We start from the raw sequence: 23907 nt of genomic DNA, 5'->3' as shown, positions 1-23907 counted from the left end.
GCTCTGTGTTTTATGATAATCTTTTGTCTATAAATATAAAGGAGCGCACCATGTCTTTTAACGATCCTGTAGCCATAATCTTAGTTGTAGGCGCCATCTCTATTTTCGCCTTTTTAATTCACGGTCTGTATTTCTCCGGCCGTTCGAATAATGTAAAACTATCATCAGAGAATAAGCATAAATTATCTGACAGCATGAATGAAAATGTTGCCAAGGTCAGAATAGTAGAGGCAGGACCTAAAAGAGGTACGCATAATGCTACTGTAAACTTTGATAACAGTGCCAAAGAGGCTATCAACTGCAATATTCAGACTATAAATGACAGTAAGATTGAAAATATAGCTACTCCTGTCAGCGCCATTGAGCCTTGTGCCTGGTCACAAAGCTATGAGATTAATCTCGTGGCTCCTGAGGGCAAGTCCTATATTGGTGCCGATATTGAGGAGATCTGTGCCGCCTATGGCATATTGCGCGGCAATATGGATATTTTCTATGTCTATGAAGATCCAAACACCAGAGCCGATGAAGTCTTTAGGATCTGCTCCCTAGAGCCTCCTTACTCATTCCCGCAGGATATGAAAAACTACAAGACCAGAGCTCTGGCCTTGTATATGAATCTGCCACACAAGGGCAAGGGTTATCCATATTTTAAATCTATACGCATGTGTGCCAATATCTTTATTCAGCGTCTTGGCGGTCATCTTGAGGATAACTACCACAATGAGCTTACAGAAGAGCGTCTTGATGCCATGGCCGATGGTCTGCGCAAATATGATGAGCAGGCTTAAAGCTCATGGATGAGATACAAGAAAAAATCAGGGCTTTGAGTGCCACCTTAGACAGCTATGCCAAAGCCTATTATGTAGATGATGATCCTTTAGTGCCTGACAGTGAATATGACAGGCTCTATCATGAACTTTTAGATTTAGAACAAAAGTATCCGCAATTTATAGATAAAAACTCACCTACACAGCGTGTAGGCGGTGCAGTCAAAGACAGCTTTAAACAGATTGAGCATGTTATTCCCATGCTCTCTCTTGCCGATATCTTTGAAGATGACGAGCTTGTGGATTTTAGCAGCAGATGTCTTGCCTCAGGTGCCCCATCAAACGCTCCTTTTTGCGCCGAGGTAAAGCTTGACGGTCTTGCTGTATCGCTTTTATATATAGACGGAGAGCTGGTGCAGGCAGCCACACGTGGTGATGGCCGTACAGGTGAGGATATTACAGAAAATGTAAGAACCATCAAGGCTATTCCTTTGAAACTGCGCTCTGCTAATATTCCCTCTCTTATTGAAATACGCGGCGAGGTCTTTATGCCCCGCGACGGCTTTAATGCCTGGAATGAAAATGCAAGAGCCCACAATCTAAAGGTCTTTGCCAATCCGCGCAATGCAGCAGCTGGCAGTTTACGCCAGCTTGATCCAAAAGAGACGGCTCGTCGACCTTTAACCTTTAATGCCTATTTTATTGCAAGGGCTGAGGGTGTAGAGCTGCCTGATACGCAATATGACAGACTTATGTATGTCAAAGAGCTAGGAGTGCCTGTAAATGAGCATGTCACACGGGCCAGAGGTCTTGAGGGACTGCGTGAGTTTTACAAAAAGATAAATAATCTGCGCGACAGTTTAAATTATGATATAGACGGTGTAGTGCTAAAGCTTGACAGTATTGAGCTGCAGGAGAGCATGGGCTATACAGCAAGAACTCCGCGCTTTGCTGTGGCCTATAAATTCCCGCCGCAGGAGGAGATTACCAGGCTTTTAGATGTTGAGTTTCAGGTGGGCAGAACTGGTGCGCTGACCCCTGTAGCCCGTCTTAAGAGCGTCGTGGTAGGCGGAGCATGCATCTCCAATGCCACCTTGCACAATGCCGATGAGATAAAACGCCTTGATATAAAAATAGGCGATTATGTGGTCATAAGACGCGCCGGCGATGTGATTCCGCAGATTACAGCTGTAGTCAAAGACAGACGTGGCAGCGATGTTAAAGATATTGTCTTTCCAACGCACTGTCCTGTGTGTGGCTCACTTGTGGAGAAGGTTGCAGGCGAGGCTGTCGCACGCTGCAGCGGAGGTCTTGTATGCCCTGCACAGCAAAAAGAAGCCATACGCCACTTTGTCTCGCGCAATGCCATGGATATTGAAGGCTTTGGCGATAAAATTGTACAGGCCCTCGTTGATAGCGGCAAGGTCAAAACCATAGCCGATATCTATACACTGTCTGTTGATGATATTGCCTCAACCATGCTCGAGAGCGGCAAGGAAGATGGCAAGGTCAGACTTATTGGCAAGGTCATTGGCACAAAGCTTGTGGCAGCTATTGATAAATCACGCAGCATTGATTTTAACCGCTTTGTCTATGCCCTTGGCATACGTGAGGTGGGTGAGGCCACAGCTTTGACTCTGGCCCATGAGTATGAAAATATACATGAGCTTTGTGATGCGACATTTGATGATCTGATAAAGCTCAAAGATATTGGCGCGGTGGTGGCCACACATATTGTTGATTTCTTTGCTGAAAAACACAATCTTGAGGTCATTGAGCGCCTGGTTGAAAGCAACAGCGGTTTTTTATTCTCAGCAGGCATTAAGACCAAATCGTGCAAGATTGATAAAGAGGCTATGGACAATCTGCCTCTTGCCTCTAAAACCTACGTGCTTACAGGTACTTTATCTATGCCACGCTCTAAGGTAAAGGCCCTGCTTTTATCCTTAGGTGCCACAGTCTCAGGCTCTGTGTCTAAAAAGACTACAGCTGTTATAGCAGGCGCCGAGGCTGGAGACAAGCTGCGCAAAGCCACAGAGCTTGGTATTGAGATTTTAAGCGAAGAAGATCTTATTAAGCTTTTGCAAAAATACAAAGCCCTTGAATAAAAAGCTCTTTACCTATAATGTTAAAGCCTGTTTTGATGTAACAGGCTTTAGTTTTATTATATCTTAAAGATCTGGGCCTAAAATCTCTTTGATAAAAGGTATGGTTATCTCCCTTTGTCTTTGCAAAGAGGCCAGATCAAGCCTGTCTAGAATATCTACAAGAGCCGGCATATAGGCGTTTTTATGGCGCACAAGATACTGAGCTACCTTGGGGGCAAGTGTAAAGCCACGCATTATAGCCTTAAGCTCTAAGGCTCTGGCGCAGTCCTCTTCATTTAAACGCAGCAGAGGAAAGGTAAGACCATTGCCAAGTCTTGTGTTTAAATCCCTGCGCAAAAAGGCAATGGAGTCGGCTGACTCTACTGCTGTTATAAACAAAGGGCCTGTGCCATAATCAAACCAGCGGTTGTACAGGGCAAAAAAGGCATCTTCAAACTCACTCTTTGCACAGATGGCATCCACATTGTCCACAAACATTACAGGATAGGGATTTATATTAAGTAGTGCCGGACTTAATTTAACGGCAATTGACAGATCCATGAAAAAAGCTTTTTCGGCTCTGTTTTCTATGCTGTTAAACAGTGCTGTAATCAAATGGGTTTTACCACTGCCAGGCGGGGCAAAAATAAAATAACTCTCATGGCGCATTGTGGCAATGGCCTTTTTACAGGTCTCAAGCAAAAGAGTATTCTGTCCTTCATAAAAACTTGAGAGCGTAATACTATCATTAGCCCCAAAGTGCAGCGCATCCTGATAAGGTGTGGTACTCATCAGGACTATTCATCCCCATTTGTGATTGCAACAGCAGCCTGACCCTTATCTGAATCAGGTACATCCTGCTTTGCATCAGTAGCTGCAGATACAGTTACATCACTGCCAAAGACTGCATTGACAGACTGTCTTTTACCCATGGTGTTAAAGTGCGTTACAGCATGGGGCACAGATTTTAAATATGAATAGCTCCAGGCTCCAACATAGCTAAAATCACCGGCGCGGCGCATAGTGCTGTCAAGAATGGTAGGCTTGGCACTGGTTTTTATCTCAACAATAAAATGATCAGGCTCAATGCGCACCACATTGACATTATCATCATAGCCATAGGTGATAAAAGCATCTTTTATAGCCTTGATATCCTCAAGTGAATTGACGTTATATAGGGCAATACGAACAAAATCCTGACCCGGGCCTAAGGTATTGACATCAAGATCGGCGGCACTTAGCTTTGTGTTTTCATTCAAAGCGCTGTGTGTCTTATCTTTATCATCTGCAGTTGAGTTTTTAAAGGATGAGATGGCAGTACGGCACTCATGCATAAGGGCATTGATGACAGAGGCGGCGCTGCCAGACAGACTGCCGCTGTGTATATTGACACCATCTTTGGTGCAGACATTAAATTTAAGTGAGCTCTGTTCATTTGTGCCATCGCTCTCTATGGCACCTGCAATATAAAAATCAGAGCCATAACGCTGCGCAGCCTGTGACAGGGCGCTGTCATTGTGTGAGAGTATTGTCTGTGCACTGAACTTTTGAATATCATCAAGATCCATTAAAGGAAACATAATTCTGATGCTGTTAAGATCAGAGCTTTGTAAAAAGGCTGAAGCCAGATCGCCTCCTGCACCGTCAGTCAATATTGCCTGAGAGGTAGGAGACATATCTACCATGTAGACAAGAACAGGATCTTCAATGGCGCCAAGCACTGTGGCATTGCGACTTTTGACAAAAAGCTCAAGGCCTGCTCTGTCAAAGTTGACATGTAGCTGTCCTGCATCTATAAGAGCACTTTCAATAAGGCCGTCGGCTATGCTGCTGTCCTTTATGTCGGTTCTAAGTGAGGTATTTTGAGCAAGATAGGAGTTAAAAGCTTTGATCAGTGTGTCATCAAGGCTGCCCTCAAGAGGTGCTGATATATCAGCTGCACTGCATGAAAGTGACACACATAATGTAAGGCCACAGAAGGCTGCTCTTTTAAAGCTTTTGTCAGACATGATGCTACTACCTTATATACTGCTTTTAAAAAAATGAGTAATCTATTTTAACAAAATACACAAAATTATTAAATGCGATGCACCCCAAGCCATCTATTCAGGTGCACAGCCATTATCTTACTTATGTGCGCATACATCATGGCACACAGGGCCTAAAGAGTAGGGTCTTTTGCTTTTATCTTTGCTAACTTTCCTTTATAATAAAGCCTGATTAATTGAGGAGATTTTTATGTCTACAAACTTAACTTATAAAGATGCTGGTGTGGATATTGATGCAGGCGAGGAGCTTGTAGAGCGTATCAAGGCTCCGGTCAAGGCCACAAGCCGCAAAGAGGTCATCGGCGGTCTTGGCGGTTTTGGAGCTTTAACCCGTATTCCTGAGGGCTACACCAGACCTGTTTTGGTTTCAGGTACAGATGGTGTAGGTACCAAATTACGCCTGGCCATCGATTTTAAGAGACATAAAACTGTAGGTATCGATCTTGTGGCCATGTGTGTCAACGATCTTATTGTACAGGGTGCCGAGCCTCTTTTATTCCTTGATTATTATGCAACAGGCAAGCTTGATGTTGATGTGGCTGCCGATGTTGTAGGCGGTATTGCCAAAGGCTGTCAGATGGCAGGCTGTGCCCTAGTCGGAGGCGAGACTGCTGAAATGCCTGGTATGTATCATGAGGGTGACTATGATCTGGCAGGCTTTAGCGTAGGTGTGGTTGAAGAGAGCAAGATTCTAGATGGCAAAGGTGTAAGCAAGGGTGATGCGCTTATTGCCATGGCCTCATCAGGTCCTCACTCCAACGGCTACTCACTTATACGCCATATTTTAAAGCATGCCAGTGTTGATGCTTTAAATGAGACACTGCCATCTGGCAAGAATCTTGCCGATGCTCTGCTTGAGCCTACAAAGATTTATGTAAAGCCTGTATTAAAGCTTATCAATGAAGTTGAGGTACATGCACTGGCTCATATCACAGGCGGTGGTTTCTGGGAGAATATTCCACGTGTACTGCCAGATAATCTGTGTGCCGCTGTTAAAAAGGATTCATGGCAGCTGCCAGAGGTCTTTAAATTCTTAATGGACAATGGCAATGTAACAGAGCATGAGATGTTCAGAACCTTTAACTGCGGTGTAGGTATAATAGCTGTGGTACCACAGCAGTATGCCGATAAGGCCATTGAGATTTTAAATGCTCAGGGCGAGAAAGCTTGGCTGCTTGGCAGCGTAGTTGAGGCTGTAGATGGCAGACAGGTTACTATAGACTAAAGATCCTATATATTAATTTATACATAAAAATGCACAGCTTAGGCTGTGCATTTGACATTTTATGCAGGCACAGTGCCTCTGTTTGGGCGCCATTTTTAAAAAGTGCCTAACAATAATTATCAAAAAAGACGGATCCTGGCTTTTTATTTTTAGTTCTTTACAAAAGTTTATCTGTATTTTCTTTTGTTTAATTTTAAGAGCTATAAAGAGCATATATATCTGATTTATAAGTAAAATAGCGTATAAGGTCCTGTTTATAAAAATTAAAATAAAGTCAGATATTTTTTTTCACATTTTTTATAAAAAACTTATTTTTCTGCAAACTTTTTTTAATTTTCACTGCTGATTTAGATCGAAATTTTAACTTTTCATGGCCTTAAAATTGCTATACTCTTGAAAAAAAACAAATTGGTATAGGAGTTTTTCATGTCTGTAAGTCACTATATGGAGCACTTAAAGCGCGACTTTAGTCTGTGGAAAATGAATATGGACAGGGCCATCAATCTAAGACAGGATCTTAGGGTTGATGATGGCACCTATATTTACAGAAGAGGCAGTGCCGCTGATTACAAGGCTATACAGAATCTGCACTATATGTTATTTCGTCAGGGCGTGGTCAACTGGCTAAACTGGCTGTATAAATTCAAAGCCAATGAGCTTATGTCTGTGATTGAGGAAAAAAGCACAGGCAAAATTGTAGGTTATGATCTCTTTATGTTCAACGAAGGTGAGATAAAGGATGATTATCTGCATGAGCAGTATATAGGTATAGATCCATCATGTCAGGGACAGTCACTGTCTGTAAAACTGCGCCGTTATTCACTTGACTGCTATGACAGAGGCAGTGTCAGGGCCATATCCACTCTGGCCAAGGTTGATGATATAAAAGCCCTGCGTTCGGCGCAGAAGGCTGGATTTTATATAACCAAGATGTCAGCCAAACCAAGGGCTCATTATCTTGTGTACAATCTTACCACCTACCGCTAAATTAAAAAAATGCAGCTTAGAATTCAGAGCTGTATTTTTTTATCCTTACATAAAAATAATTTAAAAGCTGGCATAGATTTTTCATAAATATTTGCAGATTTAAACAAAATCTCAATATATAACTCTTTTAAAAGAGTAGGAGAGAAATATGCCTTTATATGTTAATTCAAATTTAGCATCTTTAAATGCAAGACGCCAGGTCAACCGTGCCACCAACGGTCTTGATACAGCCTTTGAAAGACTGTCATCAGGTCAGCGCATCAACTCAGCCAAAGACGATGCGGCCGGTCTGCAGATTTCAAATCGTCTGTCTACACAGATTGACGGCCTGTCCATGGGCAACAGAAATGCTCAGGACTGTATTTCATATGCACAGACAGCTGAAGGTGCTCTTGATGAGATTACCAATATGCTGCAGCGTATACGTACCTTATCACTGCAGGCTGCCAACGGCACCTATTCTCCAACTGACAGAGCCGCTCTGCAGCAGGAGGTTGATCACTTAAATAAAGAAATTGTCCGTGTGGCAAAAAATACCTCTTTTGCAGGTCAGGATCTTCTAAACGGCAAAGCAGGTGTGCTGCCATTCCAGGTGGGTCCAAACCCAAGCTCCATTATCAAAATTGATTTAACCTGTGGTTTTGATACAGATCAGCTAACCGATCTGACAGTAGAGCTCTCAGGTGACGAATTTACTATTCCTCCTTCAGAGAGCTGGGCTGGCGGTACCTTCAAGTACAAGGATGTATTTAAATACGATCCACAGGGCGGTGGTATCAATATCTCCACTCCTGAGGAGGCTCAGAAGGTGCTTGGCGGTATTGACGGTCTTATCAATGCCATTGATACCAAGCGTGCAGAACTTGGTGCTATTCAGAACCGTGTTGAGGCCACAATACGCAATCAGGCCAACGTTTCTGAAAACGTACATGCAGCAAGAGCTCAGATCCGTGATACAGACTGGGCTGAGGAAACTGCCAACCTTACTGCCATGCAGATTCTGCAGCAGTCATCAACTTCAGTGCTGACCCAGGCCAATACCAGACCTCAGATAGCCCTGTCACTTCTACAGAAATAAATAAGGATAGAACGGCAGATTCTGCCGTCTTCCTGCCAATATAGGCAATTGTGGCCATTCATGATAAAATCATGAACATAATCATTAAAGAGGATGTCTCATGGCCCAATTTATTTTTACCATGAATCGCGTTGGCAAAATTGTTCCGCCAAAGCGACAGATTTTAAAAGATATTTCATTATCGTTCTTTCCTGGTGCCAAAATAGGTGTTCTGGGTTTAAACGGTGCCGGCAAATCTACTCTTATCAAGATTATGGCCGGTATTGACAATGACTATGAGGGCGAGGCCAGACCACAGCCTGGCATTAAGATTGGCTATCTGCCGCAGGAGCCAAAACTCGATCCTGAAAAGACTGTAAAAGAGACTGTTGAAGAGGCCTTTGGCGAGGTCAAGGCAGCTCTGTCACGCCTTGATGAAGTTTATGCCGCCTATGCCGATGAAAATGCCGACTTTGATGCCCTGGCCAAAGAGCAGGGTAAGCTTGAGGCTATTATTCAGGCCTGCGATGGTCACAATCTTGATAATCAGATAGAAAGAGCTGCCGATGCACTGCGTCTGCCTGATTTTGAGCGTCAGATCAAGGTGCTCTCAGGTGGTGAAAGACGTCGTGTGGCTTTGTGCCGTCTGCTGCTTGAAAAGCCAGACATGCTGCTTTTAGATGAGCCTACCAACCACCTCGATGCTGAGTCTGTAGACTGGCTTGAGCAGTTCTTGCATCAGTATCCAGGTACAGTAGTGGCCGTAACCCACGATCGTTACTTCCTTGATAATGTGGCAGGCTGGATTTTAGAGCTTGACCGTGGCGAGGGTATTCCTTGGCAGGGTAATTACTCATCATGGCTTGATCAGAAAGACAAGCGTCTGCAGATTGAAGAGAGCACAGAATCAGCCCGCCGTAAATCCATTGAGCGCGAGCTTGAGTGGGTACGTCAGGGTGCCAAGGGCCGTCATGCCAAATCCAAAGCCCGTCTGTCACGCTTTGAGGAGCTGTCCAATGTTGAGTATCAGCGCCGTAATGAAACCAATGAGCTGTATATTCCACCAGGGCCTAGACTTGGTGATACAGTGCTTGAGGTTGAGCATTTATCCAAAGCCTATGACTCACAGGTTTTAATCGATGATCTTTCCTTTAGTGTGCCAAAGGGTGCCATTGTAGGTATCATTGGTCCAAACGGTGCCGGTAAATCTACTCTCTTTAGAATGATTACAGGTATGGAACAGCCAGACAGCGGCAGTGTGCGTCTTGGTGATACTGTAGTTACTGCCTATGTTGAGCAGTTTAGAGATGAGATGAATGATGAGAACACTGTCTATGAGGAAATCTCTCATGGTCAGGATATACTGCGCATTGGCACCTACGAAATTCCATCACGTGCCTATATAGGCAGATTCAACTTCAAGAGCACCGATCAGCAAAAGAGAGTGGGCGACCTCTCAGGCGGTGAGCGCGGTCGTCTGCAGCTGGCCAAGCTGCTGCAGGTTGGCGGTAATCTGCTGCTTTTAGACGAGCCTACCAACGATCTTGATGTTGAGACTCTGCGTGCGCTTGAAAATGCTCTTTTAGAGTTCCCGGGCTCTGCCATGGTTATCTCTCACGATCGCTGGTTCCTTGATCGTATTGCAACTCACATTCTAGATTATGGTGATGAGGGCAAGGTACGCTTCTTTGAAGGCAACTATACAGAGTATGAGGCCTGGAAGAAGAAAGAGCTTGGCGAGGAGGCTAAACCTCATCGCATGCGCTTTAAGAAGGTAACTGACTAATTTTTAGATGAAAAAGGCCCCGATTAATACCGGGGCCTTTTGTTAGGCCTTGATTATAAAATCATTTTTTAATAAATAAAACAGACGAAGATATCTGTTTAGCTATTATCCTATCACTAAAATTGCTCTAAGTTTTTGAGCTTAGTTCAAATTTTTCAAGCAGAGCTGATTGTTCATAGGCAAGAGCATCTAAAGCTGACATAGAGCCGTGCATATTGGTCATGGTCTCATAGCTGTCCTCGGTGAGTTTTAGAATATTGGCAATGGAAAGATTAATCTCCGAGGCTGAATTGGCCTGCTGCTGACATGACTGTACAATCTGCTCTGACATATCAGAGATAGTGGCAATAATGCCCATAATCTCCTCAATTGAGGAGTTGGCCCTTGAGCTTTGCTGCAGTGAGTTTTCCATCTGATCTTCACAGCTTGCCATGACCTCAACGCAGTTTTGCACGGCAGCAGAGAGCTCTTTTATGGTCTTGTTAACCTCTTTTGTAGACTGAGCTGTCTTAATGGCAAGATCGCGTATTTCATCGGCTACAATGGCAAAGCCGCGGCCGTACTCACCTGAGCGGGCTGCCTCGATATTGGCATTTAGTGCTAAAAGATTGGTCTGATCGGCAATAGTGGCAATGGTTTTTACAATAGAGTCAATCTGATCACCCATCTGATTGACGCGTAAAATAGCATTGGAGGTGGCACGCAGACGGTCTGACAGAGAGTGTGTGGTGGTAATATTATCCTGCATGGTGCAGCGGCAGGTATCAGAGGCTTCCTCTGCAATCTTGACCTCATCTAATGTGGCCTTGGCAAAGTCAGCTACCTTTTCAACAGACTTTTCCATAAGAGCTGTGGATGAGGCAACATCCTGGGCTTTGTTGCGCTGATTGGATATGGCATCATTGGTGACTGAAATGGCCTGTGAATTACTCTCAACCATTAAATGCAGTTTATCAATATCCTTTTTGATAAGACTTAGAGTATTGTTGGAGCTTGTCACGAAGGAGTTGACAAGAGTGGCAATAGTGCCGATTTCATCCTTGGTTCTTACAGTTATTTTGCCGTTTAATTTACCTGAGGCTATAAGTCTTAGTGCATCTAAAAGCTCATAGGTGTAGTTGCGCAGTGACTTGCGTATTGAGATTAAAGAGAGTACAGAGACAACAATAACTATTAAAAAGCCTATTACAAGATAGGTCTGGGCATTGGCAAGTGTGGTATTGGCAATGGCATTTTGCCTGAATGCAGTTTTAGATGAGGCTGTCTGTACATCTAAAAGTACAATAAGCATAGGGTGCAGAAATTTTTGTGATGTTTCCTCATACAGTCTTGCAACCTGCTGCTGACCGAGTTTTAAGCTCTCTGGCATTTTGTACATCTGCTGTATATAGTTTGAACTGGAATTTTTAAGCTCAGGCAGCAGATCGTTGGCAAGATGATTTTTAAGTCGTGAAGCATTTAATGAGGTAACAGCCTGTTCAATGCTGTTAATATCATTTTCAAGCTGCTGCAGTGCAGTGCGCAGCTGCTCTATATTATTTCTGGCGTCTTTATTGTGGGCCAGACTGTAGCTTATCTGTGTCAGGGAGAAAAGATTGTCGGTTGCTTTAAAGGACAGAGAATCTATTTTCTGAACTAAAGCTACCTGCTGCGGATCATTAATGCCTTTTTGACTGTGATTTAGATAGATTACTATGCCTGTGGCAATAGCAAAGAGAAAAAGGGTTATACACTGTATCATAGTGACACGGTGCATAATGGACATATCCTTAAAACGCAGTTTTAAAAGAGATTTAAAAAAGCTTGGGCGATCATCATGTGCCCTGCCTGTGCTTGATTTGTTGTTGTCTGCTACCTGTTTACTATCTACCTGTGCTGTAGACTTTGCTTCCACACTGCTCATTCAAGCCTCAACGCCATAAAATTTTTTATAAAAAGATGCACTTTTATTATACCTTTAAATCGTAACAAAAATAAATGTAAAGGCGTATGGCTTTGTTTATCTTTATCCAAGATCTAGTAAATGCGTTTATGCCTATATAATTTATACTGCTACATTTATTAAAGCTACGGCAGTGGTGTTTTAGAGCGCAATGCGTAAAAAATACCGAATTTTAATTAAAAATAAAACAAGGCTGACAATATAAGGTACAATGCGTCCTTACAGATAAAAATGATGCTACAGACATTTTATAAATAGTCATACAGCAAAGTCCTGTATTGTTTGTGACAGGCACTAAATAACAGATTAATCAGGGCTGTTTATAAATAATAAAAAACTTAAGATTAAAGAGACAGCAACATGGCAAAAAGCAGTTCAAAAAAGAAAAATTCAGATAATATTATTGCAGTCAACAGACGTGCAACGCATGATTATTTTATTGAGGAAAAAATTGAGGCCGGATTGTCACTGCAGGGCTGGGAGGTAAAATCTCTGCGCGCCGGCAAGGCTAATATTGCCGAGGCCTATGTTATGGTCAAGGATGAAAGAGTATTGCTCATAGGTGCCACCATTCATCCTTTAAAAAGCACCTGCGCCTTTGTATTTTCCGATCCTACAAGAACACGCGAGCTTTTACTCAATAAAAGAGAGATAGCCAAGCTCATAGGTCAGTCACAGCGTCAGGGCTATACCATTATTCCTCTGCGCATGTACTTTAAAGGCTCCTGGGCTAAACTTGAGATAGGTGTGGCAAAAGGTAAACAGGATCATGACAAGCGCGATTCAATCAAAGAGCGTGACTGGCAGCGAGAGAAGAGCCGTATTATGAAAAAGAGCTTTTAAATAAAAATATTAATTTAGAGCTCTTTAAAATACTGTTATAAGATACTATGTATATGTTATAATGTTTCAACTTGGGGATGATTTTGGATTCGACCGGAAGCATGGAGTCCTAAGTGCATGTCGAGGTGCGGTTGGCCTCGTTAATAAGCCGCAAACAAATAGTCGCAAACGACGAAAACTACGCTCTGGCAGCTTAATAACCTGCGCATAGCCCTCAGTTCCAGGCCTTTCTAGTGACGCCTGGTCTTACTGGGGTCAGTTTTTCACTAGATCGTGTGGAGTCTTTGTCTGAGGATGAAGCACTAAATAAATTATCAGGCTGGGTATCGTGTGGCGTGGCCGTCCGCAGCATGGTATCGAGATCAAAGACAAGCCTAAACATGTAGTACTGAAGATGAAGTCTTTTGGGACGAGGGTTCGAACCCCTCCATCTCCACCACAAAGCCCTTTCAACCTATGTCAACCCCATTCAACTCCACTCAAAATATTAAATCAAACCCTTGTAAAATCAGCGTTTTGCCGTTCCAACCTATTGCAACCTATGTCAATTGACTTTTTTGCTATGCAGACGAGTGGTAACCTATGATTACCGTTTTTTGGAAAAAGTGATCATTTTACCCAGTGTTCACGATTGCATGATCACCTCAGAGACGATACACAATGATTTTTGCTATTCAAATCAAGAAATTAAAGAGTGGATCACTTGCGGCCTAAATTTTCCATGCAATATATAGTAGTTTGCTAGGTCATTTATATTTGTCAGTGCTCTATTAATCTGTCATTAATTTAGCTCATATCTTTGTCGAATTTTCTGCCTATCTTTTATTGATTCCTCTTGCTCTTCTTTAAAGTCACCACATTCTGCTCACTTTTTGTCAAAACCCAGTCTGGGCCTATTTTTTGTTAAAAATTTGGAAATAGAGGTTACCTTACGTTGAAAAATGCAGAAAAAGGTACAGATGCTTTGCTATGATTTAGGAAAAGACAGTTTTAGAAATGCCGCGGGACACTACCCTTTAGATTAACGCCCTAAAAATAGTGTCCCGCCCAAAAACGCACAAGGCGTCTTCATGGCAATAATTGTAGCAGAAGAAGATACTCTTGTTAAAGAGGTATACAGAAAATCAAATAAAACCGGGAAGCGTGAGCTAGTACCAGTGCTTACGCTAAAGCCGGGCGTTGTGGTCAAATGCCGGTATTGCGGTCAGCCTATGATACGTTATGGTATAACCGGTTATAAAAAGCATATTGAAGACATTCGCAACAGAACTCCTACAAAGATCTTTCACCTGCAGATTCTAACCTGTCCCAATAAAGAAAAATGCCGTGACATAACATCAGGCAAAGATCCTCAAGGTAACAGCAATAGAGCAATCAATGTTGGCCTCAAGAGCATGCCTGTGTTTAGATTAAATCCCTGGTATATGCCTTGTTGATAAAAATTTTGTATTGGCTTTCAGGCTCAATGATGCTTGTGCGCTTTATCTTCAGCTAGGTGCAAAGGCGCTTTTGGCTATAGTCTTTTTTCTTTATAGTTTATCTTGATCACCATACCTAGGATCTTAGTAAAGTCTTGATTTTTAAGCATTTATTAAAATCCAGAAGTTTTTGGCTTAAAATCATTCCGCAAACCCGCATTCTATCGTGCTAAAAATTAGTGCAAAAGACCTCGATGCGGGTTTTTTGTTTGATTTTTTTGGAAACATACAATTCTGATACAAAAAGAGGTTGTTAGAAGTATTAAAAACGATCTAACAGATTGTTTTATAAAGGATTTTTATGGGGTATAGCAAGTTTCCATGGTATAATATACCAAACCAAACCAAACAAAGGAAAACTTGCTATGTCTTTATTATCTCAAATTAATCTCTATATTCAAAGAGCTGAACTCTTAAATATTTTAACCGTCTTCAGCAAAGAGCTTATTAATAATTTTGCCAGAAAAAATGGCACACTCAAAAGGCAAAGAAAAGTTACAATAGCTGAACTTCTCTCAGCTCTTTTAACATATGCCTCTACTAACCAAAACTCTAACAATATAACCTTTACTTTAAATGGATTTCATAAGTGCTATTCTGACATGTTTGGCATTGATATATCTTCAAAGGCTCTTCACAACCGTCTGCGTTCAGAGGGACTGCTTGAAGTTATGAAGAATACTATAGAAAACCTCTCTATGCTTGTTAAAGACGATACTAATGAAACTGGTCTGAAACTGCTTGAGGCTTACAGGCAGAGTGTCGGTGTTAATGATATTATCATGGTGGATGGCTCTGAAATCTCCCTTAGATACTCAGCCTATGACAACTTTAGCTGCAAGGCTAAAACACGTAATCCTGACAAGACCAACCCTGATAAAAAATCTGCCGCTATTAAACTGCATACGGGGTTTTCTATTGTAAATAATATGCCTACACATATTGATATTACGGAGGCTGTAGCCAATGAAAGAGAGCACCTGTCACCAGATATCTATGAGCAGGTGTTATATCTGTGCGACAGGGGATATGTATCTGAAGCTTTATATTTGCTACTTATATCCAAGGGGCATTATTTTATATTCAGAGGCAAGGAGAATTGCGCCTATAAGATTATTCATGCAATGGATGGCAACGGAGCCACGTTACATGAATTTGAAGGATGCAAACCATGTCAGCACTTAAATGGCAGCAAATATCCTCTGGTTGATATGGCTGTGCAGGTTAACGATGATACCGTTTTAAGGATGATTCGTATCTATAATCCTGTTGATGATAAATTTAATTATTTCATCACCAACATAGATGCAAGCCGTGTAGCAGCATCAGTTATAGCTGATACTTACAGGACGCGCTGGTCCTGCGAGATCATGTTTAAAGCACTTAAAAGTAGCAACAGCCTCTGCTCTATCAATTCGTCCATCAAAGAAATTATCCTGCTCTTTATTTATGCAAGTATTGGCTCATACCTCATCAAAAAGCTTATAGCAAAACAGCTTCAGAAAAAGAAAAGAGATGACCAACGTAAAAAACGGGAAATATCTCTGTTAAAGATGGCTTCCTCTATCAGAGATATAGGACCATTGTTAAAAGCCATGGTCAAAGGCGCTAAGTCTACAATATACAATGAGATCAGCAAGTTTGAAGGTCTTTTAGATTCTATGATGCGAACTAAACCATCACAAAGGGATATAGATCTTAAAAAGGACGTAAGCCTCCTGGTCGATAAAATTTACAATACACACCATATGACGAAAGACTTTTTAATACCGCACAAAATTGATGTTACAATCAAGGCTTAAGTTCATGGGTATGCTTGATCACAGTCTTTTGATTTATAACTATATTCATCATTTATAAGAATTGTGTTAAAATTATGTAGATACCCCTCCTGAATTTGTGATTGGAAGGGGCGTATGGTAAATCACAAAGGAGCATAATATGTCACTTACCGTAGAACAGAAAGCAAAAATCGTCGCAGAGTTTGGTCGCAATGAGAATGATACAGGTTGCACAGAAGTGCAGATTGCACTTTTAACCTATAGAATTGCTGACCTGCAGCCACACTTCCAGGCCAATAAGAAAGATCACCACAGCCGTCGTGGTCTCCTGCGTATGGTAGCACAGCGTCGTAAGCTTCTTGACTACTTAAAAGCTTCAGACATTGAGCGTTACAGCGCCATTGTTGAGAAGTTAAAGCTCCGTCGCTAAGAGCGACTGGCGAGGGCGGTGTAAACCGCCCAATTTGTATATAGATCCATGGTGCAAAGAATTTAGTGGATCTTAAGTGGAGAATTTTTAATGAATTTAAAGCCTATCACCCGCACCTTTAAATACGGACGTCATACAATAACATTAGAAACTGGTGCAATTGGTCGTCAGGCAGACTCAGCCGTTTTGGCTTCAATGGATGATACAACTGTTCTTGCAACTGTAGTCTGCAACCGTCGTGAGCAGGTTGAAGGCCGCGATTTCTTCCCTCTTACCGTAAATTATCAGGAGCGCTCCTACGCTGTAGGCAAGATACCAGTAAGCTTCTTTAGAAGAGAAGGTCGTGCATCAGAGGGCGAGACACTGATTTCACGTCTTATCGACAGACCTCTGCGCCCATTATTCCCTGATGGCTTTGTAAACGAAGTACAGGTTGTTGTAACTGTAATGTCAGCCAATCAGGAAGTTCCAACCGATATTATTTCCATTATTGCCGCATCTGCCGCCCTTGCAAGCTCAGGACTGCCATGGAATGGTCCTTTGGGAGCTGCAAGAGTAGGTTTTATTGACGGTCAGTTTGTACTAAACCCAATTACCTCTGAGATTGAAAAATCAGATCTTGATTTAGTGGTTGCAGGCTCAAAGAAAGCTGTAGTTATGGTTGAGTCTGAGGCCAACATCCTGCCTGAGGACGTAATGCTTGGCGCTGTAATGTACGGTCACGAGCAGCAGCAGGTAGTCATCGATGAGATTGAGGCTTTTGCCAAAGATGTAGCCCGCCCTGTATGGGACTGGCAGGCTCCTGCTAAAGATGAGGAGCTTATTGCTGCAGTACACTCAGAGGCTAAAGAGAGTGTAGGCAATGCCTTCTTAATTGTTGATAAGCTTGAGCGTCAGAACAGATTATCTGAGATTGAAGAGAGCGTCATTGAAAAGGTTAAGGCTCAAAAAGAAGAGTGGGCTGAAAAAGATCAGGAAATTTCCAAGATTTTCTTTGAGCTTGAGCGCGATATTGTCCGTCAGCGTATTTTAGCAGGCGAGAACCGCATCGACGGCCGTACACTGCGCATGATACGCCCAATTACTGTAGCTACAGGTCTTCTGCCACGTGTGCACGGCAGTGCTCTTTTCACCCGCGGTGAAACTCAGTCTATTGCTACAGCAACTCTTGGCTCTGAGCGTGATGCCCAGACCTTTGAGGATATGACCGGTACCAGATCAGACAGATTTATTCTGCACTACAACTTCCCACCATACTGTGTAGGTGAGACCGGCCTTATCGGTTCACCAAAGCGTCGTGAAATCGGTCACGGCCGTCTTGCAAAGCGCGCCTTGCGTGCAGTTCTGCCAGATATGGACAATTTCCCATACACAGTGCGCATAGTATCAGAGATTACCGAGTCCAACGGCTCATCATCAATGGCTTCTGTGTGTGGCGGCTCACTGGCACTGTTTGATGCAGGTGTTCCATGTAAGGCTGCTGTTGCAGGTATTGCCATGGGTCTGGTTAAAGAGGATGACAGAGTTGCCATTTTAACTGACATCATGGGTGATGAGGATCATCTTGGTGATATGGACTTTAAGGTTGCAGGTACCAAAGAGGGTGTAACAGCTCTGCAGATGGATATCAAGACTGACGGTATTACCCGTGAGATCATGCAGCAGGCATTAACTGATGCCCACTCTGCAAGATTACACTTACTTGAGGTTATGTCACGTGCTCTGCCTGAGCCACGTACCGAGCTTTCCCCTTACGCTCCACGCATTGTAACCATGCAGGTTCCAACCGATAAGATAAAGGACATTATCGGCAAGGGTGGCTTTAATATACGTAATATTCAGTCAGACACCAATACCTCAATTGATATCTCTGACAACGGTACAGTTAAGATCTCAGCTCCAACAGCTGCCGCTGCCTGCGCAGCCACAGATCGTATCAATGAACTTTTAGTTGATGTAGAAGTAGGCAAGGACTATGAGGGCAAGGTAGTAAGTCTCTCCAAGTTTGGCGCCTTCGTCAGCATTCTTCCTGGCCGTGACGGTCTGGTGCACATTTCTCAGATTGCAGATGAGCATGTGGAGAATGTTGAGGATTATCTGCACAAGGGCGACACCATTAAAGTGCGCGTACTGAGCGTTGACAATCAGGGCAAGATCAGCCTGTCTATCAAGGCTCTGAATGAAAACAATGTTGCACAGGATCAGAACGAGTCTCAAAATGAGGTTCAGGATTGTGCATGTGAGGGTGAAAATTCTGCACAATCTTGTGAAGAAGTTGCAGAAAATTCGCAAACAGCGCATGAAAATAGTGCAACTGAGTCAAAAAGCGACAATCCTACATTATAATAGCTAAATCAGATATTCAGTACAGGCCTAGATAATATCTAGGCCTTTTTTTGGAGTGTAGAAAAATGCCGACAAGAGAGCACTTTTCATCCCGACTGGGCTTCTTGCTGATTGCGGCCGGATGCGCCATCGGTTTGGGTAACGTCTGGCGCTTTCCTTTTATTACAGGTCAGTATGGCGGTGCCTTATTTGTTTTAATCTATGTATTCTTTCTTTTAGCCTTTGGTGTGCCTTTGCTGTCAATGGAGCTGGCTATAGGCCGTGCCTCCAGACGTTCACTTGCTCAGTCATTTGAGGTTTTAACACCAAAATCTAAAATCTGGCGTTTAAATAAATTCTGGATGATAGCAGGTAACTATGTACTGATGTCATTTTATTCAGTAGTTACAGGCTGGATGCTCTTTTACTGTATCAAAGGCTTTACAGGTGAGTTTGGAGTAAATACCTCAGCTGCAGATGCAGGCAAAGCCTTTGGCGATATGTTAGCCTCTCCATCATCTATGCTCATCAACATGATAGCTGTAGTCTCTGTAGGTTTTGGTATCTGTGCCTTAGGTTTGCGCAAGGGTGTGGAGCGTGTCACCAAACCTTTAATGTTGCTGCTTTTTGCTTTGCTTATCTTTTTATCATTAAGATCATTTACCCTAGATGGTTTTAAAGAGGGTATTGAGTACTATCTGTATCCAAATTTTGAGAGCATTGAGAAATACGGCATTCTGCAGATTTTATCTGCAGCTATGGCTCAGGCCTTCTTTACCCTGTCTATTGGTATTGGTGCCATTCAGATTTTTGGTACCTATATGGACTCACGCTACAGTCTGGCAACAGAGGCTGTAACTATTACTCTGCTTGATACCACTGTGGCTCTGCTCTCAGGTCTTATTATTTTCCCTGCCTGCTTTACCTATGGCGTGCAGCCAAATGAAGGTCCAGGTCTTATCTTTGTAACATTGGTATCTATTTTCTCCAATATGGAAAACGGCTCCATATGGGGAGGCTTCTTCTTTATGTTTATGCTCTTTGCTGCACTGTCTACTTTGATTGCCGTATTTGAAAATATTATTGCCATTACCATGGAACTCTTTACCACATCACGCAGACGCTCTGTTATGGTCAACTTTGCTGTGATACTGGTACTGGCTCTGCCATGTCTGTTTGGCTTTAATCTTTTAAGTGATGTTCATCCTTTGGGCGGAAATTCAACCTTCCTTGATCTTGAGGACTTTATCATATCCAATAACATACTACCTCTTGGCGCTCTGTGTTATGTAGCCTACATAACCTGGAGAGGTGGCTGGGGTTTTGAAAACTATAGAAAAGAGGCCAATACCGGCAATGGTTTTAAGATTCCTGCCTGGGGTATTAATTATTACCGCTTCTTACTGCCTGTAGTAATTATTTTCCTCATCGTTAATAGTTATATGAGTGTTTTTGGCAAATAGCACCTGTCTGCCCTGCAAGGAGGGGCAGACAATTACAAAAAGGATATAATCATGTCAGATCGCGAACAGTTTGCCTCTCGCATTGGGTTTTTACTTATAGCAGCAGGATGTGCCATAGGACTTGGCAATGTATGGCGCTTTCCATACATCACAGGTCAGTATGGCGGCGCTGTCTTTGTAATTATCTATATTCTTTTCCTGTTATGTGTCGGTATGCCTATTCTGACCATGGAGCTTGCAGTAGGCAGAGCCTCTCGTCAGAGCCTTGGCAGATCATTTGAAAAACTCACACCAGGCAGTGCCTGGCGCGCCAACAAGTTCTGGATGATACCTGGCAACTATATATTAATGGGTTTTTACTCGCTGGTTACAGGCTGGATGCTCTACTATACAGTTGGCATGTTCTCAGGTACTCTTGCCTCAAACACAGAGCAAAGTCTGGCAGGAGAGGCTTTTGCTAAGATGCTTGCCACTCCTTCAGTGCAGTTTTTATGTACTTTATTTGTAGTACTGCTGTCCTTTAGTGTGTGCGCCTTTGGTCTGCGCCGCGGTGTGGAGCGTATTACCAAGCCTATTATGCTTATGCTCTTTGGTCTGCTTATTTTTCTGGCCGCCAGATCCTTTACTCTGCCAGGTTTTGAGGCTGGCATGTCCTATTATTTAAGCCCAAATCTTGAAAACCTGCAGGAAAAGGGTATTTTAAATGCCATTTCAGCAGCCATGGGACAGGCCTTCTTTACCCTAGGTCTTGGTGTGGGCTCAATTCAGATCTTCGGATCATATATGTCACGTAACTACACCATAGGCTATGAGGCTGTAACTATTACACTTTTAGATACTACAGTTGCTGTGCTTGCAGGCTTTATTATCTTCCCAGCCTGCTTCTCCTATGCTGTAGAGCCAGGCTCAGGCCCAGGTCTTATTTTCGTAACTTTGGTCTCTGTGTTCTCCAATATGGAATATGGCTCAGTCTGGGGCGGAATCTTCTTTTTATTCATGCTCTTTGCTGCTATATCCACATTGATTGCCGTATTTGAAAATATTATTGCCATCACAATGGAAGTCTTTGAGATAAAGCGTGTCAAATCAGTAATTATCAACTGCATTGCCATTTTGCTTTTATCCGTACCATGTCTGCTTGGCTACAATCTGTGGTCATCAGTACAGCCGCTTGGCGAGGGCAGTACCATACTTGATATGTATGACTTTGTGCTGAGCAAGAATATTCTGCCATTTGGTGCTATGTGTTACATATTGTATGTAAGTCTCAAACGCGGCTGGGGCTTTGATAATTATCTTGCCGAGATCAACACCGGCAAGGGCATTAAATTCCCATATTTCATGAAGTACTATTTCTTAATAGTTCTTCCAGTAATTGTATTCGCTCTGTTTATACAGGGTTATGTTGAAATCTTCGGATAAAGGTAGTTGACTATGTCAGAACGTGAACAGTTTAAAACAAGACTGGGTTTTCTGCTCATTGCAGCAGGCTGTGCCATTGGTCTTGGCAATGTGTGGCGTTTCCCTTACATTACCGGCCAGTATGGCGGCGCCATCTTTGTGCTTATTTATCTGGCTTTTTTGCTGGGTGTAGGTATGCCACTGCTGACTATGGAGCTGGCTGTGGGTCGTGCTTCACGCCGCTCAATTGCTCGCGCCTTTGAAATTTTAGAGCAGCCAAAGAGCAAGTGGCACTATAACAAATTCTGGTTAATCCCGGGCTCATATGTGCTGATGTCCTTCTATGGCCTTTTAACCGGCTGGCTGTTATTCTACTGCTACAAGTCCTTTACCGGCGGTTTTGCAGGCGGTGTGGACAAGGCTGCAGCTCAGATGCAGTTTGAACAGCTGCTCTCCAATCCTCTATACATGTTTGTGTGCATGACAACAGTTGTTGTAGTGTCATTTGCTGTAGTGGCTTTAGGTGTGGTCAAGGGCATTGAGAGAATCACTAAGCCTCTTATGATATTGCTCTTTATACTGCTTGTATTTATGGCTATAAGATCATTTACTCTGCCAGGCTTTGTTGAGGGTATTGAGTATTATCTGGCTCCTAATACCGAGCGTATTTCTGATGTGGGACTTCTTGAGATCCTCTGGGCTGCCATGGGTCAGGCCTTCTTTACCTTATCAGTAGGACAGGGCTCAATTCAGATCTTTGGTACCTATATGGACAAGCGTTACTCTCTGGCATCCGAGGCTACCTATATCTGTGGTCTTGATACTACTGTAGCTCTGCTTGCAGGTCTTGTGATCTTCCCTGCCTGCTTCTCCTATGGTGTACAGCCAGATGCTGGTCCAAGTCTGCTCTTTATTACTTTAACTACAGTATTTGCTAATATGGAGATGGGCGCCTTCTGGGGAGGTCTGTTCTTCCTGTTCATGCTCTTTGCCGCTCTCTCAACTCTTATTGCTGTATTTGAGAGTATTATTGCCATGACCATGGATCTCTTTGCCATATCACGTGTCAGATCTGTTATTATAAACTTTGTGATCATCATGTGTATGTCAATACCATGTCTGTTAGGTTTTAACTATCTAAGCTTCATACAGCCTTTAGGTGAAGGATCAACTATTCTTGATTTCCAGGATTTTATTATCTCCAATAATATCCTGCCTCTGGGCTCACTGTTCTTTGTTCTTTTTGTAACCTCAAAGACAGGTATGGGCTTTAAGAACTATCTGGCTGAATGTAATACAGGATCAGGCCCTAAGATTCCAGCCTTCCTGTTCTGGTACTATCGCTATGTACTGCCAGTTGTTATCATAATTCTGCTTATTACAGGTTATGTAAATATCTTTGGCAAGTAAAATGTAAAAACCTCTGCACTGCAGAGGTTTTAAAGTACAAAATAAAAAGGGTCTGTGTTATATAAGGCCCTTTGTCTTGTTATTAAAACATTTTTAAAATCTTCTGATATACTGCATCAGCAAGTTTTGCATGAGCTGTAGCTGACAGATGTACACCATCATCACCATCAGCCTGCGGCACAAGCTTTGAGGCATCTAAAAACTCAACATCTTTTTGTAAACACATCTGTTTGTAATACTCTGCCTGTTTTTTACTCTCATCAACTCCAGCATTGTACTCAAGGTTATAGGACTCATCTTCTATATATCTTACAGGCACAGGTGAGATAACAAGCACCTTTGGCACATCTCCGACATAGGTTTTCTCACGTACCATATCAATTAAAAGGCCAATGCGTCTGGCACTGTGTTCGGCTCTCTGGGCAATACTTTCTTTGACATCATTGGTGCCGAGCATAATGATGACAAGATTTAAAGGCAATGACTGTGTATAGGTATCTAAAAAAGTCTCAAGGGCATTTAAATTTACCCCCTGATAGGCAGAGCCTTTAAATGATGAGGTGGTGCGTGAGTTAAGACCTGCATTGACAACAGTTGAGTTATCACCTAAAAGCTTTTGTAAAATACCGCTCCAGCGGGTGTTTTTATCATAGCGTCTGGTCATCTGCCCAAGCTTTACGGGCACAAAGCCCCAGGTATTTGAGTCACCAAAACATAAAACTCTAAATTCGCTCATTGTAAGTCTCCTAAAAGCAATAACTTATTGTAAACCTTCACAGGCTTTGTGTGTAAAGCTAATGCAAAAGAAAGAGGCTCTTGTTCTGGCAGTCGCATTTTTTGCGCCAGAGTGGTGCCATGTAAAAGATTTATTGAAAAA

Annotated in this window: 18 protein-coding genes and 1 other RNA gene; 15 read left to right on the top strand and 4 right to left on the bottom strand. The window is 42.7% G+C overall.

All coding sequences use genetic code 11. The features are described 5' to 3' along the window. The first annotated feature begins 50 nt into the window (after nucleotides 1-50). Both DRZ93_RS05410 and ligA read left to right on the top strand, forming a co-directional pair. On the top strand, nucleotides 51-788 hold the full coding sequence (locus DRZ93_RS05410) for a cell division protein ZipA C-terminal FtsZ-binding domain-containing protein (protein WP_113743010.1): 738 nt from the start codon (nucleotides 51-53) through the stop codon (nucleotides 786-788). A 5-nt stretch (nucleotides 789-793) separates the two neighbouring features. Beyond that, the gene (gene ligA / locus DRZ93_RS05405; RefSeq protein ID WP_113746032.1) at nucleotides 794-2875 is read left to right on the top strand and encodes an NAD-dependent DNA ligase LigA; all 2082 of its coding nucleotides are present in this window, start codon (nucleotides 794-796) and stop codon (nucleotides 2873-2875) included. A 63-nt stretch (nucleotides 2876-2938) separates the two neighbouring features. On the opposite strand, the gene DRZ93_RS05400 is transcribed toward ligA, so the two are convergent. Next, nucleotides 2939-3646 (bottom strand): HdaA/DnaA family protein, encoded by a 708-nt coding sequence (locus DRZ93_RS05400; protein WP_113746031.1) that lies wholly within the window; start codon nucleotides 3644-3646, stop codon nucleotides 2939-2941. A 5-nt stretch (nucleotides 3647-3651) separates the two neighbouring features. Next, the gene (locus DRZ93_RS05395; RefSeq protein ID WP_113746030.1) at nucleotides 3652-4863 is read right to left on the bottom strand and encodes a DUF2066 domain-containing protein; all 1212 of its coding nucleotides are present in this window, start codon (nucleotides 4861-4863) and stop codon (nucleotides 3652-3654) included. Between the two features lie 229 nt (nucleotides 4864-5092). On the opposite strand from DRZ93_RS05395, the gene purM reads away from it, so the two are divergent. The 4 genes from purM to ettA all read left to right on the top strand — a co-directional run bounded on the left by purM (nucleotide 5093) and on the right by ettA (nucleotide 9957). Next, entirely contained in the window at nucleotides 5093-6127 is a 1035-nt protein-coding gene (gene purM / locus DRZ93_RS05390) for a phosphoribosylformylglycinamidine cyclo-ligase (protein ID WP_113746029.1), read from the top strand. 426 nt (nucleotides 6128-6553) lie between these two features. After that, nucleotides 6554-7114 carry a hypothetical protein gene (locus DRZ93_RS05385; RefSeq protein WP_113743005.1) on the top strand — a complete coding sequence of 187 codons (561 nt, stop codon included), beginning with the start codon at nucleotides 6554-6556 and terminating at the stop codon, nucleotides 7112-7114. Between the two features lie 148 nt (nucleotides 7115-7262). Further along, the gene (locus DRZ93_RS05380) at nucleotides 7263-8192 is read left to right on the top strand and encodes a flagellin N-terminal helical domain-containing protein (protein ID WP_113743004.1); all 930 of its coding nucleotides are present in this window, start codon (nucleotides 7263-7265) and stop codon (nucleotides 8190-8192) included. Nucleotides 8193-8292: 100 nt separating this feature from the next. Next, on the top strand, nucleotides 8293-9957 hold the full coding sequence (gene ettA / locus DRZ93_RS05375) for an energy-dependent translational throttle protein EttA (protein WP_113743003.1): 1665 nt from the start codon (nucleotides 8293-8295) through the stop codon (nucleotides 9955-9957). Between the two features lie 127 nt (nucleotides 9958-10084). Here the strand turns inward: ettA and DRZ93_RS05370 are convergent, their stop codons facing one another. After that, a complete protein-coding gene (locus tag DRZ93_RS05370) occupies nucleotides 10085-11860 on the bottom strand; it encodes a methyl-accepting chemotaxis protein (RefSeq protein WP_113746028.1) in 1776 nt (591 codons plus the stop codon). Nucleotides 11861-12259: 399 nt separating this feature from the next. Here DRZ93_RS05370 and smpB point away from each other — a divergent pair, with 399 nt between their 5' ends. The 9 genes from smpB (at nucleotide 12260) to DRZ93_RS05325 (ending at nucleotide 23030) form a co-directional block, all read left to right on the top strand. Continuing rightward, nucleotides 12260-12742 (top strand): SsrA-binding protein SmpB, encoded by a 483-nt coding sequence (gene smpB, locus DRZ93_RS05365; RefSeq protein ID WP_113746027.1) that lies wholly within the window; start codon nucleotides 12260-12262, stop codon nucleotides 12740-12742. Nucleotides 12743-12815: 73 nt separating this feature from the next. After that, nucleotides 12816-13181, top strand: a transfer-messenger RNA (tmRNA) gene (gene ssrA, locus DRZ93_RS05360). A gap of 631 nt (nucleotides 13182-13812) precedes the next feature. Next, on the top strand, nucleotides 13813-14178 hold the full coding sequence (locus tag DRZ93_RS05355; protein ID WP_113746026.1) for a hypothetical protein: 366 nt from the start codon (nucleotides 13813-13815) through the stop codon (nucleotides 14176-14178). 407 nt (nucleotides 14179-14585) lie between these two features. Continuing rightward, nucleotides 14586-16022 carry an IS4 family transposase gene (locus tag DRZ93_RS05350; protein WP_113745805.1) on the top strand — a complete coding sequence of 479 codons (1437 nt, stop codon included), beginning with the start codon at nucleotides 14586-14588 and terminating at the stop codon, nucleotides 16020-16022. 139 nt (nucleotides 16023-16161) lie between these two features. Beyond that, nucleotides 16162-16431, top strand: a complete 270-nt coding sequence (gene rpsO / locus DRZ93_RS05345) for a 30S ribosomal protein S15 (RefSeq protein WP_113742997.1) — start codon at nucleotides 16162-16164, stop codon at nucleotides 16429-16431. Between the two features lie 90 nt (nucleotides 16432-16521). Beyond that, on the top strand, nucleotides 16522-18777 hold the full coding sequence (gene pnp, locus DRZ93_RS05340) for a polyribonucleotide nucleotidyltransferase (RefSeq protein ID WP_113746025.1): 2256 nt from the start codon (nucleotides 16522-16524) through the stop codon (nucleotides 18775-18777). 65 nt (nucleotides 18778-18842) lie between these two features. Beyond that, nucleotides 18843-20219, top strand: coding sequence for a sodium-dependent transporter (locus DRZ93_RS05335; protein WP_113742995.1), 1377 nt, complete (start codon nucleotides 18843-18845; stop codon nucleotides 20217-20219). A gap of 51 nt (nucleotides 20220-20270) precedes the next feature. After that, on the top strand, nucleotides 20271-21641 hold the full coding sequence (locus DRZ93_RS05330; RefSeq protein ID WP_113742994.1) for a sodium-dependent transporter: 1371 nt from the start codon (nucleotides 20271-20273) through the stop codon (nucleotides 21639-21641). 12 nt (nucleotides 21642-21653) lie between these two features. Next, nucleotides 21654-23030, top strand: a complete 1377-nt coding sequence (locus tag DRZ93_RS05325; RefSeq protein WP_113742993.1) for a sodium-dependent transporter — start codon at nucleotides 21654-21656, stop codon at nucleotides 23028-23030. Between the two features lie 82 nt (nucleotides 23031-23112). On the opposite strand, the gene DRZ93_RS05320 is transcribed toward DRZ93_RS05325, so the two are convergent. Beyond that, complete coding sequence (locus DRZ93_RS05320) at nucleotides 23113-23766, bottom strand: GDSL-type esterase/lipase family protein (RefSeq protein ID WP_113746024.1); 654 nt, start codon at nucleotides 23764-23766, stop codon at nucleotides 23113-23115. Nucleotides 23767-23907 lie beyond the last annotated feature (141 nt).

Origin of the sequence: Anaerobiospirillum thomasii (assembly GCF_900445255.1) — a bacterium.
GTDB classification, from domain to species: domain Bacteria; phylum Pseudomonadota; class Gammaproteobacteria; order Enterobacterales; family Succinivibrionaceae; genus Anaerobiospirillum_A; species Anaerobiospirillum_A thomasii.
Note: the sequence above shows the minus strand (reverse complement) of the source record. Positions and strands in the feature narration are given on the sequence as shown.